The 16,567-nt window shown below is 45.9% G+C and carries 19 protein-coding genes and 3 pseudogenes; 7 read left to right on the forward strand and 15 right to left on the reverse strand.

From position 1 onward, the window contains the following. Positions 1 to 11 precede the first annotated feature (11 nt). Positions 12 to 1,067, reverse strand: a complete 1,056-nt coding sequence (locus AOT13_RS14740) for a FecCD family ABC transporter permease (protein WP_003249886.1) — start codon at positions 1,065 to 1,067, stop codon at positions 12 to 14. After that, positions 1,064 to 2,065, reverse strand: a complete 1,002-nt coding sequence (locus tag AOT13_RS14745; protein WP_003249884.1) for a FecCD family ABC transporter permease — start codon at positions 2,063 to 2,065, stop codon at positions 1,064 to 1,066. Before AOT13_RS14745 ends, AOT13_RS14740 begins: the two co-directional genes overlap by 4 nt. 165 nt (positions 2,066 to 2,230) lie before the next feature. Between AOT13_RS14745 and AOT13_RS14750 the strand changes: the two genes are divergently transcribed. Further along, positions 2,231 to 3,202: an ABC transporter substrate-binding protein gene (locus tag AOT13_RS14750; RefSeq protein WP_003249881.1), complete on the forward strand. Its 972-nt coding sequence runs from the start codon at positions 2,231 to 2,233 to the stop codon at positions 3,200 to 3,202. A gap of 144 nt (positions 3,203 to 3,346) precedes the next feature. Next, positions 3,347 to 3,841 carry a PCYCGC domain-containing protein gene (locus AOT13_RS14755; RefSeq protein ID WP_035501937.1) on the forward strand — a complete coding sequence of 165 codons (495 nt, stop codon included), beginning with the start codon at positions 3,347 to 3,349 and terminating at the stop codon, positions 3,839 to 3,841. Between the two features lie 37 nt (positions 3,842 to 3,878). On the opposite strand, the gene AOT13_RS14760 is transcribed toward AOT13_RS14755, so the two are convergent. The 6 genes from AOT13_RS14760 to AOT13_RS14780 all read right to left on the reverse strand — a co-directional run bounded on the left by AOT13_RS14760 (position 3,879) and on the right by AOT13_RS14780 (position 8,113). Continuing rightward, the gene (locus AOT13_RS14760; protein ID WP_003249878.1) at positions 3,879 to 4,616 is read right to left on the reverse strand and encodes an exonuclease domain-containing protein; all 738 of its coding nucleotides are present in this window, start codon (positions 4,614 to 4,616) and stop codon (positions 3,879 to 3,881) included. After that, entirely contained in the window at positions 4,617 to 5,660 is a 1,044-nt protein-coding gene (locus AOT13_RS14765) for a DUF294 nucleotidyltransferase-like domain-containing protein (protein WP_003249876.1), read from the reverse strand. Positions 5,661 to 5,698: 38 nt separating this feature from the next. After that, a complete protein-coding gene (locus AOT13_RS14770; protein WP_003249875.1) occupies positions 5,699 to 6,997 on the reverse strand; it encodes an ammonium transporter in 1,299 nt (432 codons plus the stop codon). A 263-nt stretch (positions 6,998 to 7,260) separates the two neighbouring features. Then, the gene (locus AOT13_RS14775; protein ID WP_003249872.1) at positions 7,261 to 7,668 is read right to left on the reverse strand and encodes a VWA-like domain-containing protein; all 408 of its coding nucleotides are present in this window, start codon (positions 7,666 to 7,668) and stop codon (positions 7,261 to 7,263) included. 5 nt (positions 7,669 to 7,673) lie between these two features. Next, on the reverse strand, positions 7,674 to 7,820 hold the full coding sequence (locus AOT13_RS20185) for a hypothetical protein (protein WP_155116378.1): 147 nt from the start codon (positions 7,818 to 7,820) through the stop codon (positions 7,674 to 7,676). A 92-nt stretch (positions 7,821 to 7,912) separates the two neighbouring features. Continuing rightward, positions 7,913 to 8,113 (reverse strand): YozQ family protein, encoded by a 201-nt coding sequence (locus tag AOT13_RS14780; protein WP_003249870.1) that lies wholly within the window; start codon positions 8,111 to 8,113, stop codon positions 7,913 to 7,915. 147 nt (positions 8,114 to 8,260) lie between these two features. Here AOT13_RS14780 and AOT13_RS21245 point away from each other — a divergent pair, with 147 nt between their 5' ends. Further along, positions 8,261 to 8,389 (forward strand): hypothetical protein, encoded by a 129-nt coding sequence (locus AOT13_RS21245; RefSeq protein ID WP_013400604.1) that lies wholly within the window; start codon positions 8,261 to 8,263, stop codon positions 8,387 to 8,389. A gap of 18 nt (positions 8,390 to 8,407) precedes the next feature. Further along, complete coding sequence (locus AOT13_RS20830; RefSeq protein WP_099421470.1) at positions 8,408 to 8,770, forward strand: DUF2512 family protein; 363 nt, start codon at positions 8,408 to 8,410, stop codon at positions 8,768 to 8,770. Between the two features lie 17 nt (positions 8,771 to 8,787). Here the strand turns inward: AOT13_RS20830 and AOT13_RS14790 are convergent, their stop codons facing one another. Then, positions 8,788 to 9,981 (reverse strand): toxic anion resistance protein, encoded by a 1,194-nt coding sequence (locus tag AOT13_RS14790; protein ID WP_003249867.1) that lies wholly within the window; start codon positions 9,979 to 9,981, stop codon positions 8,788 to 8,790. Then, the gene (locus AOT13_RS14795; protein WP_003249864.1) at positions 9,965 to 10,627 is read right to left on the reverse strand and encodes a 5-bromo-4-chloroindolyl phosphate hydrolysis family protein; all 663 of its coding nucleotides are present in this window, start codon (positions 10,625 to 10,627) and stop codon (positions 9,965 to 9,967) included. Before AOT13_RS14795 ends, AOT13_RS14790 begins: the two co-directional genes overlap by 17 nt. A 210-nt stretch (positions 10,628 to 10,837) precedes the next feature. Here AOT13_RS14795 and AOT13_RS21250 point away from each other — a divergent pair, with 210 nt between their 5' ends. Beyond that, on the forward strand, positions 10,838 to 10,972 hold the full coding sequence (locus tag AOT13_RS21250; RefSeq protein WP_013400603.1) for a hypothetical protein: 135 nt from the start codon (positions 10,838 to 10,840) through the stop codon (positions 10,970 to 10,972). Positions 10,973 to 11,055: 83 nt separating this feature from the next. On the opposite strand, the gene AOT13_RS14800 is transcribed toward AOT13_RS21250, so the two are convergent. The 3 genes and pseudogenes from AOT13_RS14800 to AOT13_RS14810 all read right to left on the reverse strand — a co-directional run bounded on the left by AOT13_RS14800 (position 11,056) and on the right by AOT13_RS14810 (position 13,792). Further along, entirely contained in the window at positions 11,056 to 11,817 is a 762-nt protein-coding gene (locus tag AOT13_RS14800) for a zinc ribbon domain-containing protein (protein ID WP_003249862.1), read from the reverse strand. Between the two features lie 85 nt (positions 11,818 to 11,902). Further along, entirely contained in the window at positions 11,903 to 12,481 is a 579-nt protein-coding gene (locus tag AOT13_RS14805) for a histidine phosphatase family protein (protein WP_003249860.1), read from the reverse strand. Positions 12,482 to 12,509: 28 nt separating this feature from the next. Then, positions 12,510 to 13,792, reverse strand: a pseudogene (locus AOT13_RS14810) (MDR family MFS transporter). Positions 13,793 to 14,145: 353 nt separating this feature from the next. On the opposite strand from AOT13_RS14810, the pseudogene AOT13_RS21480 reads away from it, so the two are divergent. Continuing rightward, positions 14,146 to 14,946 (forward strand): annotated as a pseudogene (locus tag AOT13_RS21480) (ISNCY family transposase). Here AOT13_RS21480 and AOT13_RS21120 read toward each other — a convergent pair. Both AOT13_RS21120 and AOT13_RS21125 read right to left on the reverse strand, forming a co-directional pair. Further along, the gene (locus AOT13_RS21120) at positions 14,879 to 15,076 is read right to left on the reverse strand and encodes a CAP domain-containing protein (protein ID WP_311773717.1); all 198 of its coding nucleotides are present in this window, start codon (positions 15,074 to 15,076) and stop codon (positions 14,879 to 14,881) included. The pseudogene AOT13_RS21480 and the gene AOT13_RS21120 overlap by 68 nt on opposite strands. A gap of 230 nt (positions 15,077 to 15,306) precedes the next feature. Beyond that, complete coding sequence (locus AOT13_RS21125) at positions 15,307 to 15,477, reverse strand: hypothetical protein (protein WP_232511537.1); 171 nt, start codon at positions 15,475 to 15,477, stop codon at positions 15,307 to 15,309. A gap of 768 nt (positions 15,478 to 16,245) precedes the next feature. Between AOT13_RS21125 and AOT13_RS21315 the strand changes: the two are divergent. Beyond that, positions 16,246 to 16,377 (forward strand): annotated as a pseudogene (locus tag AOT13_RS21315) (DNA-binding response regulator); the annotation flags it as partial. Positions 16,378 to 16,567 lie beyond the last annotated feature (190 nt).

A 16,567-nucleotide genomic window follows, 5' to 3' on the forward strand; every position in this document is an offset into this window, starting at 1 on the left:
TTCCACCCCTTTTATGCATACCGGCTTTTATATAATAGGTAAATAAAATACGGTGCCCCGATTGCCGCTGTAAACACCCCGGCTGGAATTTCCATAGGGGCAAACAGCATGCGCCCGGCAAGGTCAGCCGCCATGACTAAAATGGCCCCTAATAAAGCGGAGGCAGGAAGGAGTGCGCCAAACGAAGAACCGACAAGCCTTCTTGCCATATGCGGCGCCATCAACCCGACAAAGCCAATGCCTCCCGCAAAAGCGACCGCTCCCCCGGTTAAGGCAGTGCTTAATAAAAGAAGGAAAAAACGTTGCTTTTGCAAGGAAACCCCCGCACCGATGGCCAAGTCATCGCCTAATTCTTGAATGTTCATCTTCCGCGCCGATAGCCAGCTAGCCGCAAGTAAAACCAAAGCCCATGGCGCAAGCAGTGTAACATGTTTCCACGAAGCGCCGTAGACGCTTCCGGTAATCCAGACGTTCGCCTGGCTCGCCCGATAAATCGGGCCGGTAATCATTAATAATGTCGTTAGCGCCTGCATCAGCGCAGATATCGCAATCCCTATTAATACGAGCCGCAGCGGCGCGATGCCGTTTTTCCAAGCCAGCATATACACGAGCAAAGCGGCCACCGTCGCGCCGGCAAACGCGCCAAGTGGAAGCCAATGGATGCTGATGGTTAAGGAATTATTTTTATCGTCGCTAAAGAACGATAAAAACGCGACGACCGCCGCCGCGGCCCCTCCCGTTATGCCAAGCACATCTGGCGAGGCAAGCGGATTGCGGATCATCCCTTGTAAAATCGCACCTGCCGCGGCAAGCGACATTCCCGCTAACAATGCGACAAAAATGCGCGGCAAGCGGAACGTATAAATCACGACTTCATTCATCTCAGAACCATTTCCAACCAGCGTTTTCGCCACTTCCAGAGGGGATATATACATTTCGCCGCTTCCTGCGCTGACAAGAAACACGACGACGCCAACAGTGAATAATATCCAACTAACAGTTAACGCTTTTTTATCGACTAAAAATGAGATCGACTTCCCGACTCGCAACGATGTATACTTCTTCATTTCACCATAATCCCCCTACGGGCAATATAAACAAAAAACGGAACACCAAGAAACGCCGTCACAATTCCGACCGGAACTTCGCGCGGCATTAAAATATAGCGCGCCCCAATGTCAGCCGCAATTAATAAAATCGCTCCGATCAAAGCGCAATACGGCAATACCCAGCGATGGTCCACACCAACGAGCGCACGGGCAATATGAGGAACAATGATGCCGATAAACCCAATCGGGCCGGCAACGGCGACCGAGCTGCCAGCAAGCAACACGACAAGAAGCGCCACTCCTATTTTCGCGGCATTCGTGCGCTGCCCTAACCCTTTCGCCACATCATCTCCCATCATTAAAACGTTTACTTTTTGCGCGAGCAAAAGCGAGCCAAGCCAGCCAACGATAAAGTATGGAAGAACGGCTGTCAACATTTCCAGCTTCCGTCCGGCGACCGAACCGGCCAGCCAAAACAACACTTCTTCCAGCGCTTTTTCATTCGCGGCCAACATTCCTTGTGTTAACGAAGCGAACAAGGCGGCGACTGCTGTGCCGGCAAGCGTTAATTTCAAAGGAGTTGCTCCGTCTTTTCCAACCGCGCTAATGATAAACACGATTGCCGCTGCCAGCGCAGCACCAATAAAAGCGAGCCATGTAAATAGCTGCAACGAATGGGCTTGGAAAAAGGTCACAAACAGAACGATAAAAAAGCCAGCGCCCGCATTGATTCCAAAAATCCCCGGCGAGGCAAGCGGGTTTTTCGTCAGCGCCTGCATCAGCGCCCCCGCCATTGCTAAACTCGAGCCTACCGCGGCGGCAATCAGCGCCCGCGGCAGGCGGACCGTTTCAATAACGATATGGGCGTTTGAACCGTTATTGTTCGTGAACGCTTCTATCGCATTTTTCCAGCTTGTATCGGTATAGCCGTAAATGATGCTCATCCAAATGCTTGTAAGCAGCAACAAGCATAGCAGGAATAGGCCAATCGATTTCTTCCCATTTGTCGCTAACATCGTGAATCTCCCTTAATTAAATATCTATCTCTATTGAGAAGTCTATTTGATAATGACTCTCAATGTCAATATTTTTTTCATTTTTTATTGACAATGATTTTCGTATTCATTTATTATTTCTTTATGTAAATGAAAATCATTATCAAAAATGAAGGGGGATACATAATGTTCAAATCAAAACTTTCTTTTCTCATCACTGCCATTCTCACCCTTGTTATCATTCTCGCTGGTTGCGGCAAAAATGAGAAAGCAGAGCCAAAAACCGGCGGAAATGAAAAACAAAACGAAACGAGCTATACCGTTGAACATGCCATGGGCACAACAGAAATTAAAGGAACTCCGAAACGTGTCGTCATTTTAACAAATGAAGGAACGGAAGCACTGCTTGCTCTAGGAATAAAACCGGTTGGCGCGGTCAAATCATGGACAGGCGATCCTTGGTATGATCACATTAAAGATCAAATGGAAGGCGTCAAAGAGCTTGGAACAGAATCAGAACCAAACTTGGAAGCGATCGCTGCATTAAAACCAGATTTAATCATCGGCAATAAACTGCGCCATGAAAAAATTTACGAGCAGCTGAAAGCGATCGCCCCGACTGTTTTTGCCGAAACGCTTCGCGGCAATTGGAAAGACAACTTTATGCTCTATGCCAAAGCGGTAAATAAAGAAGAAAAAGGAAAAGAAGTCATCGCCGAATATGATAAGCGCATCGAAGACTTAAAAGCAAAATTAGGCGACAAATTGAAAATGAAAGTATCTATCGTTCGCTTTATGGCCGGTGATGTCCGCATTTATCATAAAGATTCATTCTCTGGTGTCATTTTAGACCAGCTTGGATTTGCCCGTCCAGAATCACAAAATGTCAATGACTTTGCCGAAACGGGCGTAACAAAAGAACGCATCCCAGCGATGGATGGCGATATCCTTTTCTACTTCACCTATGAAACAGGAGACGGAGAAGCAAGCAAACTTGAAAAAGAATGGATTAACGATCCGCTCTTTAAGCGCTTAAACGTTGCCAAACAAGGAAAAGTATACAAAGTGAGCGACACGATTTGGAACACGGCAGGCGGTGTGCTTGCTGCCCATTTAATGCTTGATGATATCGAAAAATATTTCTTGCAACAGCAATAAACGAAAAAAAGCTGCCCTGCTTCGGCAAGGCAGCTTTTTTATGCATGCAGTCTCTATTGACAGCGCTGCTGGTGGAAAAACGTTGCCGCTTCTCCTGCACTATGTTAAATTGAAAGTACAATCCTAAAGAAAGGATGAGGAAGCATGAAGCGAACCGCCGTTATGGCAGCGTGCCTGCTTTCATTTGGCATCATCATGGGCGCTTGTTCCGATGATAAAGCGAACAATGCGAAGGATGACCATTCCGCGTCATATACCACCAATTCCGGAGACATCCGTGAAACGACAAAATCGCTCGACCATCTTCCTAAATTTTTAAACAACTTTGAAGAAGATATGGCTGTTTTATACCAACAAGCCGCCAAACATAAAGATTTGCTCAAGCATATTCCTTGCTACTGCGGCTGCGGCGAGTCGGCCGGCCATCAAAATAATTACGATTGTTTCGTTTACGAAACGAAAAAAGACGGATCGGTCGTTTGGGACGACCACGCTACCAAATGCGGCGTCTGCCTTGAAATTGCGAAGGAATCGATCGCTTCATATGAACAAGGAAAATCGGTAAAAGAAATTCGCCAAATGATTGACGAAAAATATAAAGAAGGCTATGCAGAGCCGACACCAACAAAATCGCTGTAATGATAAAAGGCGGTCACCTGTTTTGGCGACCGCCTTTTTATCGTTTGCCTAGCGCACTATATAAATCATACAGCGTTTCAATGTTATTCCTTTTTAATTCTGCCAACAGCTGCGCCCATAGCTCGGCCATCGCCCAAACATCCCCATCTGCCGTATGCCGTCTTTCGCAAGAAATCCCATAATGCCCCAGCGCATCATCCAATGTTGGAAACCACCGGCGCTGCACCATTTCAACGATAGGCTGCATATCGAAAAAACGCGCTGCCCATTTTGTCCGATAATGCGTCCAAAGGAAATGATTCAAAAACGATAAATCATGGCCGATATGGTATCCGATCATTACCCCTCCGCTGATGAAAGATAAAAACGAACGCATCGCCTCATGCAGCCGCGGAGCATACTGCACATCTTTTGCTGTAATTCCGGTCAATGCGGAAATGTGCAGCGGAATCGCTTTTTCCGGGCAAACAAGCGTGTAGTATGTCTCTTTTACCGCTCCGCGCACCGTTTTTGCCGCAGCCATCGCCAAAATTTCATCGCCGTGCTGCGGTGAAAACCCGGTCGTTTCCATGTCAATGATCATGAACGTGACTTCATCAAGAGACATGCTCATATCGATTTGCTTTTTTTGCTGCTCTTTCCGCAACGTGCGCAGCCACATTTCCTGCTGGAATGAATGTTCCCCGTCAGCAAGCGCAGATGGGACATTTCCAGATGGTATTCCAAGCGATAAAAAGCGAAGCGCCCGCTGCCAAAAGCGATGCTGTCCGTCCATTTACTTACCACCTGCCTGCCGCGCAACAAACCGTTGCATCTTTTTTGCTGTCCTCATCGCTTTTTTCAGCCATTTTCGTTCATTTGCTTCAAGCGTGCGCCATAATACATAGTCACGGTCACTTCCCGCTTCTGTCGCGTACTTTAACCGAACGTAGTAGTAAATCGACAGCGCTTCCTTTGCTTCCTTCACCAGCTCTAAAGGCAGCAGCGCCTGTTTCGTGATCTCATTCCATCGTTCCAGCGTCGTTGCCGCAGAAATATTGGCAAAACATGATAGCCACTTTAACGCGTTGACGATTTGCACGTAACCGCCATGTTTCATATGAATCGCCCCGCTATATGCCCCCCACCGTTCGATTTGAACGTTATGGAACCAGCCAAGCGGCACGGTAGGAAACATCACATGCTCCCCCATTTGTTGAAGCAGCTGCGGCTCACGGTGGATCCAGTCAAACAGCGCCTGTCTTCTGTCAATAACAAGCTGGCTGTCTCCATAAATCGGCCGCATATCGATCGCAATAAACAAAAAACGAATATCATTGGGGAGACGGTCGCGAATATACGTCTTTATTTGATTCTCCCAGTCAGCAAGCGACTGCCCCCACCGTTTGTTCGTCGCCATCACGTAGCCAGGACAATACGGATAGCCGATTTCATATAAATAATTCGTTCCGACTGCCGCCATATGACGGACAAATTCATAACATTCTTTTTCTTCATGCCCGCCGCATTCAAACAAAATGCCGTTATCTTGATCTGTCCATATGGTCGGCTCCCGTCTCCCCAAGCTCCCCATCACATACCAACACCATTTTCTCGGGCGAATGCCTACCGCTGCGCGCAGCGTTTCCTCTTCCGCAAGCTGAAACGCCCGTTGCATGAGAACTTCGTGCGCCTCGCTGACAATATGGGAAAGCAATTCAATCCGTTCCCATTGCAAAACAAGGCGCAGCCGCCTGGCAAGCTCATAATGGCAAACGCGCAGTTCTCCGATCGTCTCTGTCTGTTCCATTTGCTTCATTAATTCGTATAATAATTCCATGATTTCTCTTCCTTCGAAAACGCGCAGCGACATAAACATTATTGAGTAAGTGGCTTGGACTGATAAGCCGGATCAAGCTGCTCCGGATAACCGTACGAACCATGCTCGCTAATGTCCAAACCGGAAATTTCTTGTTCCGCTGTCACACGCAATCCGATCGTTTTCTTTAAAACAAACAACACGATAAACGATACCGCTGCCACATATATCGCTGCTCCCAGCACTCCGACCGTCTGCACGATTAATTGATGGAATCCGCCGCCATACAACAATCCCTCTTTGCCAACCCCCGTTATTTCGACTAAACGAGGCGCTGCGAAAAACCCGGTTGAAATTGTACCGATAATGCCGGCGATGCCATGCACCGAAAACGCATAAATCGGATCATCAATGCCCTTTCGTTCCAAATAAATCGATGTCCAAAATGTGAATGAGCCAGCCACCGCTCCGATCACTACCGCTGCCCATGGTTCCACAAAGGCGCACGCCGCGGTAATCGCCACTAACGCTGCAAGCACACCGTTGACCATTGCCGGAATGTCCGCTTTTCCTATCATGATTTTCGCCGTTAAAATAGCCGCAACCGCTCCCGCCGCAGCCGCCAGATTAGTTGTCAGCGCGACATGGCCGAAAAACCCGTCGCCTACCGCCATCGTGCTTCCGGCATTAAATCCGAACCAGCCGATCCATAAAATCAAACCGCCGATCACAGTATATACTTGGTTATGCCCCGGAATGACGTTCGGCGTTTTATCTTTATTAAATTTGCCGATCCGAGGGCCAAGCAACATTGTCGCAATCAGCGCGGCAATCGCTCCTTGCAGATGGACGACGGTAGATCCGGCAAAATCTTGCATCCCGATTTCGCCAAGCCATCCGCCACCCCATACCCAGTGGCCAATCACTGGATAAATCGCAATCATAAAAATCGTTCCAAACAGAAAATAGACGGATAATTTTGCTCGTTCCGCAAAACCTCCCCACGCGATTGCCAGCGACACCCCGGCAAAGCCGAGCTGAAACAAAAACTTCAACGATAATGGAACGTTCGCCCATGAAAGAGAAGCAAATGTCTTTTCATCTCCTTGCAAAAACCATCCTTCCATTCCGATCAAGCGGTTTCCTGCGCCGAACGCAATCGCAAAACCAACCGCCCAAAACACAAGCGAAGCAATCGCAAAGCTTAATATTTGTTTTCCTGCCACATGCCCGGAATTTTTCATTCTTGTCGATCCCGCTTCCAGCAAAGCGAATCCTGCCTGCATGCTGATCACTAGTATCGCGCTCACCATCACCCAAAGCGCATCAAGTCCTGCTGCCAACATTTTTTCATCCATATTTTCTCTCCCCCTCTGTTATATTTTATAACTTTATATGTAAAAATATATTACATTTAAAATGTATTTGCAACACCAATTTTATTTTGGTACCGATTACAAAATATTTTTGTTATATTTAATGACATAATTATAATACCCTTCTTATTGGATGAAACCGCAAAAATGATGGAAAAGCAGCTGGACTTTCCCGTAACCTACAACAATCATGCAATAAAAAACAGAACGCCTTAAACCGCTCTGGTTCAAAGCGTTCTGTCCGTCTAGGCCACGCGGATCGGCTTGCCAAACGGCACGCGCGGCATATAATCATCCGGAACAAGCCAAAATACTTCATAATCTACTTCCAATTCTTCATAAAAATAGCCCGTGACATCGGTAATGTAAAAAAGCGTATCAATTTTTTCTTCTTTCGCCCATTCCAACACTTCCGTATACGATGATTTTCCATGTTTGAAATATTTAATCGCCGCCATGCCAATAGGAGACACGTCGCGAATTTTAAAATCGGCTTGCACCAACACCGTATCCGGTCTTACTTTTTCAAACAGCTTAACAATGTTTTGGATTAAAATCGGACGTGACGGCCGATTGGACGTATCGATCGCCAAGGCGATGGAATGGTCTTTTCGTTCCTTCAGCAACGCAAGCAGCGCCCTCTGCCACTTCACAATGATCAGCCTCCCCTATATGATGTGATATAATCAGTATTTAGTATGGTCAGGAAAGAAGCTAAATACGAACAGCTTTTCTTTCCTTTTTCTCCTGCAATTCCGTCAAAATCGATGCGAATAGCGCGGCCGCAATCCCAATAAACTGGCACGATTTTCCCCTGTTGCTGCAATGTACATCCTTTATTATAAATCGGAAAAACGAAATAACGTCAAGGCTTTTTTTCTGCCTTGACGCCTTGGCTTACTCGTTGTGCTGCCGGGAAAGGGGAGCGCCTTCCCCGCCGCTTCCATCATCGATGATCCCGTCGACCGTCCCTTCCACATACGCATCCCTTACTTGTTCGTGCGTTGTCGCCAACGCAGAAGGCAAAAAAACGGAACGGTCATGGCCAGATGGATCATATTTCCTTCCCGCAATATTTAAGTTTTCTTGTTTTTCCATCTTTATGCCTCCTTGTTCTTTTCCACTCATCATTAATATGAAACAATCTTGGAAAATAAAAAGAAGAAATTGCTGGGCATGTATGACATCTGCATAAAAGCGACAAACTAATGATGAAACATTACTGCAAGAGGAGATGAAAGCAACATGACGCAAAACAAACAAAACAATAGTATTGAACAACAACAGAAAGAACGCCAGCAGGAAAAAGATATAGAGAAACAGCCGGGATACGGGGATAAAAAACTGGAAGGGCCGAATATTTCCGCCGAATAATCGCTGCGAAGGATGGCCGTGAAGCATGCATGCCATCGCCCTCTCCATTCAAATACGTGCTGCTTGCCACGGCACCTCATCCGCAGGCTATTCAGCTTATGGATGACGCTTGCTGCTTATGCGCCCGCAGATTTATACATTCTTCCGCGCTTTGGCAATATCCGCAATGATGGCCGGTGTTTAGCTTGGAACCGGCGGCACGCTGCTTGCCACGGCGCATTTTCCGCGCTGCTGATCGCACAAGGTGAAATATTAAAGAGGAAAATGGGGCAAAAAACGTGTGAGGAGGCAAGAGCTGCAAACAGAGGCGGCGGAAGAAATGCCGTCCGAAGCGCATCCATCTTGAAGAAGTCCAGCGAAAAAGCTGACCCCGCACGATAAGAGGTCAGCTTTTTCCTTCATCCATCGTTTCGTCTTAATGATAACAGCGTTTGTTTCAGCTGTTCTTCCATCGTAACGAGCTCCCGTTCCACTTGTTGCCGTTTGAGACGGCCTTCTTGCTGGATTTTCAGCGTTTCTTCTAATGTAGTGACTAAATTTTCCTGCGTTTTTTTCAATGTTTCAATATCGATCAGCCCGCGTTCGTTTTCTTTCGCGACTTCAATGCTGTTTGTTTTCAGCATTTCCGAATTGCGAAGCAACAGGTTGTTGGTCGTCTCCGCCACTTGTTTTTGCGCCTCGACCGCTTTTTGCTGGCGGAATAAAGTCAGGGCGATCACCACTTGGTTTTTCCATAGCGGAATCGCCGTTAAAATCGATGATTGAATGCGCTCGACAAGCGTCTGGTTCATATGCTGGATCATGCGGATTTGCGGTGCCGTCTGGATCGTTACTTGCCGGCTTAATTTTAAATCATGAATCCGTTTTTCAAGCCGGTCGGCAAACTGCAACAAGTCGTTGACTTCTTGCATTTCCATTTGGTTTCCTGACCGTTCTGCTTGGGCCTGTTTTTCCGGAATCACTTTCGTCCGCAATTCTTCCAATTTATGTTCAGCCGCGGCGATATAAATGTTAAGCGCATCAAAGTATTCCTTATTTTTTTCGTACAGCGTTTCTAACATCATAATGTCGCGAAACAGCGACTGGCGGTGCTTCTCAAGCTGATCAGCAATTTTATCAATTTCCACGCCGATTTTTTGATACTTCGCGACCATGCCGTGCAGCGATTTGGACACAGAGCCAAACAACCGCGCCAACCATCCTTTTTTCGCCGGAAGCAAATCATCGGGATTCACTTCTTTAATTTTTGCCATTAAGTCGCTGATCACTTCCCCGACGGGACCCGCATCCTTTGTCTGCACGTGGTGCAAAATCGCATGGGAAAACTTCGACAGCTCGGCTTGCGCGGCAACTCCGTATTGAATGATCGCTTGCTGATTGCGCGGGTCGATTTGTTTTGCGAGCTGCAGCGCTTTGCTGCGATGTTCTGGCTTTAACGTGTCAATCAGCTTCGTTGGCTGCCGCTGTTCATCCACGCCAGTTTCGCTCTGTTCATTCGGCAATGAAAACGGGTTTTCCAGCAACGAATCAAGCGAGCTTGTCCATTGTTGATCGCGAAAATCGTTTGCCGTCATGTTATCGGACGGTTTCATAATCGTTCTCCTTTCTCCATTCCATCGTTTCCGGCAGCTTTTGCTGCTCTAGCGACTGCTCGAGCAATTTCGCTTCTACTTTTAAATCAAAAACATCGTTCGAAAGTATCTCCAAAAGACGCTGCTCCGCAGAAGCAGCCAGTTCATCAAGAAGCCGTTCCGTTTTCCAGAGCGTCTCTTTCATCTCTTGATTGCGCACAGGCTGATTCGTTAAATACACGTATTTTTCGATCATCGTCACCGCCGTCGGCAATTCATTTAGAAAAAACGATTGGGCAAGACGAAACTGATGCGGATGTTGCTCCACCGCGCGAATCATTTTGTCGACAACCGCGCATATGCGCGAAATTTTTTGCCACATGGCAAGTGAGCGAATGCGAAAACGGGCGGCGCGCATTTGTTTCCACTTTTTCCGCGCCTCATCAAGCTGTGAGCGAATATACGCTTTTTCTTCCTTTAAAAGATTTCCCGCGATCCGGCCATCTCTTTTTTTCATGATTATCGATGTGACAACCATCGCACCCATTCCTGAAAAGAAGGAAGGAAAGAAGTGAAAATCAGCGAGAAAAAACGTCACCACCGCCACGATTACCCCCACATTCCAAGAAACAAACCAGCGCCATAACGTTCTAAGCAACCGTTTCATCGTCCATCCCTTTCTCCTGATCTATTTACTTTCATTATAGCATGTCTCCTTTCTTTCATACGTGTCAATTGCTGATTTTGTTTCATTTATCGCATTCACCCTTTTGATTCGCAATAGTTTATCTTGGCGCTGTTGCCTCCTTTCGCGCATAGGACAACATAACGGAAGAATACGATGGAAAAGAAAACATATGCAAAGGAGATGGAAGGCATGAAACATATCGATTGGCAAATGGCATATTTTGTCGGAGTGACGTTATTGCAAGAATATTGGTGCTATATCAGGCTGCCGCGCGTATATTATTGGAATGCCGGCGAGGATGAAGATAAAAATAAAGCGGCGTAAAGCCAAAGTCGCCAATTCCCTTCCCGGGCAGCGTGGATCGCTTTCTTTATTAAACAAAAAGATCCTTCTTTTCACGAAGGATCTTATTCTTTCGTCAAATCGACTTCATACACTCTCGCACCGCCAAATAGAGTAACTTGTTTTGTCCGTTCTTTGCGTTTTTCGCCATCTTTCACGCTCGTGATCGTATACGTTCCTGGCAAATACGGACCAACCTTTTTAACAAACGGATCTTTTGTCGCTTCTCCCTGCACTTTTTTTCCATTGATCATTACTTGACTGTCCGCCTCATCAAGGCGAATTTTAAGAAAGTACAAAGTTGGTTCAAAGACGTACCGGTTTTCGTATACTTTGATCGTAAAAATCGGCGGTTTCGACGTCAACCCTTTTATATATACGTGCTTCATTTTCTGCTGTTTTTCAAAATCCCGCTCAAGCGTTTCATATGCCTGCGGATGCTTCTCTAAATACAGAAATAATGGCTGAAGCGTCGTTTCATTGACGGGAAACGCTTCGCCAGGTATGCGGATATATGTTTGCAAAGCGGCGACATCTTTCCTTTTTAACGCTTGTTCCAAGCGCATAATCGCGATTTCTCTCCCCGCTGTGTTTTTAAGAAGGCTATACCCGTTTAAAATCAGCTCTCCGATGATCCATATTGCAATGATGGCAAAACCGATTCTGCGAATGATGCGATAATATTTTTGCCGCCGCTTTTGCGCAACAAGACGCGCTTGTTTTTTCTGTTCATAGCGTGCCAGCATCGCTGCGCCGTTTCCCGTCTTTTTTATTTCTGTACTGTTTGCCCCCTCTGCATTTTCGTTTGTAGATACATGCTGTTTCACCTAACTTCCCCTCTCCTGTCTTTAGTCTAGTTCATCTGTATGCCAGAATCAGGGAATTTATGTGGAGGGAACAACAAATGCGCCGTTAGTGCTTTTTATTATAAAACGTATATAAAACCGCGTGCCAATGTTTTGCACTCGGCGATGCCGTCCGTTTCCAGCCTTTTTTCTTTAACGCAGCACCGACGAGACGATGGAACCATCCATGTCCAACTGCTACAATATGCCCGTATCGTTCCGCATATTCACACAGCATATCTGCCGCAAACTCCGCCCGCCTTTTCGCTTCCCGATATGATTCCACATCTAATGAATATCCACATAACCAGCATATGCGTGAAAAAACCAGCCAGACAGAAACCGGCAAACAGAACCACCGAACATTTGCAAACGGAATCGGCGTGTCGACTTCCCGCATCCATTCCGCGATTGCGACATGGCAAAAAGGTTGCAAGCGTTCTACAGACTGCACCGCGCGCGGAAGCGGACTGGAAATGACCAGTGCTGCCTTTTTCACTGTTTCAAGGGTGGCCGCAGGAATTTTATCTTCTTCCAAAATACCATGCGCATCATATGCTTTCACCCATTCGGCGAACTCACAACCAGTCATCCACCCCCTCATTTGCCATTTCGATCTTCCATGACGAATGAGAGTTATGTACATGCTCTCTCCCCCTTTTTCTATTGACCGCTTATCCTGGTGCTGCGGCCCGCTTGGCAAACTGCTGGAACATCACCGCATATAAAACGGTGCTGCTAAACGAAAACACGCTTAACAAGAAAAACGTCCATTCATATCCGAACCATGTCGTTGCTGTAATCGAAAGCGGAGCGATCGCCCTCCCGATCGTCCAGCGCAAACTTGCGGCCGTAAAATATTGCCCGCGCATTTCCTTCGGGGCCAGCTTCGCAATAAACGTTTGCTGCAGCCCCGCTGTCATCAGCTCTCCCAACGTAAACAACGCCATTGTAAAAATAAGCCCCCAAATCGATGTCATTTGCCCGAACAAAAAAATCGCCATGCCATAAACAATCGACGAGCCAACGAACGCCGTCCGTTCATGATAACGTTCCATCCATTTTGTCACCCACACGGTACACAACGCAACAAGCAATCCGTTTTCGGAAATCAGCAGGCCAAACGCCTTCTCTCCGCTAAGCGTCAGCGACCAATCGCCAAAGGAAAATAGCGTTTGTCTGTCCACCGTATCTTTCGTATACACAGGAATAAGCAAATCCAGCTGCATAAACGTCTGTCCGGCCAAAATGCCCGCGATAATAAACAAGAGAAATATCCGGTCCCGCACGATCACGCTGTACTGGCGAATTTGCTGCCAAACAAACTCCTGCCATTTTCCGCGCGCCGCCCCTCCGTTTTCATACGTTGGCGCAGTCTCGCGAAGTCTCCTTGCCAAGAGCATGGCGAGAAACGAGCACGAAAACGCCGCGGCAAGCAACAGCTCAAAGCGATACCGTTCATAAAAAATCCCGCCAGTAATTGGCCCGATGACCACGGCAATACTAACAAATGTATAAAGTATAAAACACGGCAAAAACGCTGCTGCGGTGTTCTTCCGGCACGACATCGGCAACCATCGCCTGGCTTGCCGGCCAATAAAGCGACCCGCAAATTCCCGCGATCGTAAAACAAGGAAAGCCAACATAAGGTGAAGTAAACCATGGGGAATTAGCAAGGGCAAAAAAGAAAAATGCCGCCCCTTGGCCATAAGCTGACAGCACCATCATCTGTTTGCGCCCAAACGTATCCGCGCAATATCCGCCCATTAACTAGCAATGACTGAAAAAATTTGCGAAACAATCAATAGCACTCCTGCTTTATCCTTTCTTTATCCTTTCCGAACGCTTCCGTAAAATAGAACGCCATAAACGAAAAAAACATCCAAAAGGTGATATTGATTAATGACTCCCCGAATAAACGAATCTTTAAATTTTGATCCCAGTCACGTATCTTCATATGTATTCACTCTTTTCCTCCGCATCCCAATATGCATCCGGTACCGTCACTGCATCGCTTTCCAATTATATCATTATTTTTATGTTTATGCCTTTTAGGAAAATATTTTTTTATGAAACTGTTATTTTAACCCAATCGGCAATAAAACATTCATTCTCGGAAATTTGTATAAAAGAAGCCGGGAAAAAGCAGTTTATTTTCTGGCGGTCTGAGTTTACTGGACAAACCGGGAATTTTAACACAATGAATGTGTTGCAAAACGTATAACGAATGCATAAATGCATATAAAAAACCACGCCTTGGAAATCATATACAGTGACCAAAAAACAACTCTCCAAAGAGTGGACACGATCATAATTTCCAATTTAAACAACGAACATGCATGGTCTTATGAAATGAATCCACTTTTAGCATCGTTATTTCGATATATTGACTCTCTGTCGTTGCCAGAAACACCGTATGTGATAGGAAGGCTGCCAGTATCGAAAAAATAAAATCGTTGTTGAATTGTTCCTTTTTGAAAACCTATTTTGCGATTGATTCCTTGCGCAAATTGGTACGCGTCCTGCAGTTTCGCTGTTTTCAGCGGGCCTGCGGGCTTGGTGAAGTCCCTCATCTGTCTACGTTTTCCCGTGCGGCGAAGTGGTTTCCGGAAACAGGGATTTCCTGTTTTTCACGCACAGCTGCTCCAAGATCTAGAAGTACGGTATCCCCAAATCGTGCTGATCGACAGCACGCTCCTTGGAAGCAGTCTTTATAAAGCAATGGGAGATGGAGTTCGTGTTAGGGGATACCGCGTATGACACAAAAAGGTTCAGCAAACAGCCGAACAAGCAGAAATCCTATTCCTTCCTCCCGTCAACCGCCGCAATAGCGGGGAACAAAAAGACGCCTACGGCCGTGTTCTTCCTGTTTTTTTGCAAACGCCGTTTGGCCAATGGCTGTTTGGACTTCGCTGCGGAATGGAACGGGTATTTAAACGAGTTAAAGAGTGATGGGGTGGAACCGCCGCGATGGTATGGATTTCATCGAATATGTACTGCATGTGTTGTGTTGAATATGTACTGCATGTGTTGTGTTGCATCTTTATGCATAACTTTGAGTTTTTATTCCGGTTTTGCAACACCGTCCACAATAACAAGGGGGCTGCCTGATGAAAAAATGCACCATCCCCTTAAAAATCAAGCTCGGGCTGTTGTGGGAAAAATAATGATTTACCTCCATATCTCTTGATTTTTCCCGGGCGACTTTGCTTAATGATGCATCGACCTTCAAAGGCGGCAAGTCATATTTCGCCCGCTCTTTGTTCGTTAAGTCTACGACTTGTTGTTCAAAGCTTTAAGTCCTGCTTCATTTTCATTTGCTTTTTTGCTTTCATTTGGCGCAGGAGTTTGTGCCGCTGGCTTATTAGCAGGAGCTTGTCCATTCGCCGCCGGTTTTTGCACAGTTGTCGTGCCCGGTTTTGCCTCTTTGAAAATTCCTGTTTTATTTAAAATAAAAAATAAATGGAATGTTTAATTGAACCCATTTTTCGATATTCGGCATGCTAGATGGATAGACAGTATATACTTAACTTCATAGCTTTTTGCAGCTGGACATGGATCAGTCTCAGCCGCTTTCGCTGTAAACGACGCACCGACAATCGCTAAAGAAGCGGCAAGGGAAAATACGATTTTTTTATTCATGTTTCTCCTCCTCCAATCACATCTCTTGCTCGCACGTACATCATAACACGGTTTTTTTGTAATATTTATGGATAAAGATGGATATTGGATGTATTTACCACTTTTTCTGCAAGAAAAGATTTTTTTCATAAAAAATTCAAGCCGATCCCCCGCGAATACTAGAATTGTAAAAGAATTTCTTTTATGGATATTTCATCATACCTTGGATCCTCTATCATCCTTTCCCATCTATTACTTGCAAAATAACGGTTGGCAAAATGTAAGGAGAGGATAAAAATTAACATTTTTTACGATCATGTTAACAATATCTACATTCAGATAAAACAGGGATCAGATGTCATTATTGCGGGTAGCACAAAACATATTTCACTACGTTCAGATAAAACTTTGCCTATGCGTTAGTAGAAATAAAACGTTCCAAACTTTATATCCCACTACGTTCAGATACGATGAAGACAGGTAGATCGGAAAGGTCCCGATTCGAATCGATATAGGGAGGAGATCCGGATGGATGAGTCGATGAGACAGGACATTGCCCTCTTTCGGTACGGATGGATTATTTGATAAAGAAAGGATATTGATCTATAGCTACACAGAAACATGTAGCAAGGGAAGATATGCCATGAATTAAGGCCGCCATTTTTGATCGAAATGGGGCTAAAAGAAGCGGTCGGACAGATCATCCAACGCTTTCAATTACGCGCAAACGTAAAAGTGGAGTGTTCATGTATCAGCCAAATTGGAGGAAGAACGGGAGCTTGCGATTTAGTGGAAAGACACCTATCGCACATTTTCGCCAAGCTGCATGTATCTTCGCGGATAGAAGCCATCGAGAAAGCCAAGCAATTGGGACTGATTCCAGAATCCCCCTTATTTTCAACGCCTTCATCGGATCGATGAGGGCGTTTCCATTTTTTAGGTCCGACAGTTGATGTTGGAACTCCGCCAAAACATGGTGGGGTTCCGACACAAGTTGGCGGTGAAAGTAGAAGGAAACATATGTATGATTGTTTATGGAAGGAATTTGATATTTGATAAAGATGCCCATAACATCTTTTGATCAGGGCAGTGATATGGATGTGCCTTAAAA

The sequence above is a fragment of the Parageobacillus thermoglucosidasius genome (genome assembly GCF_001295365.1).
In the GTDB taxonomy this organism is placed as follows: domain Bacteria; phylum Bacillota; class Bacilli; order Bacillales; family Anoxybacillaceae; genus Parageobacillus; species Parageobacillus thermoglucosidasius.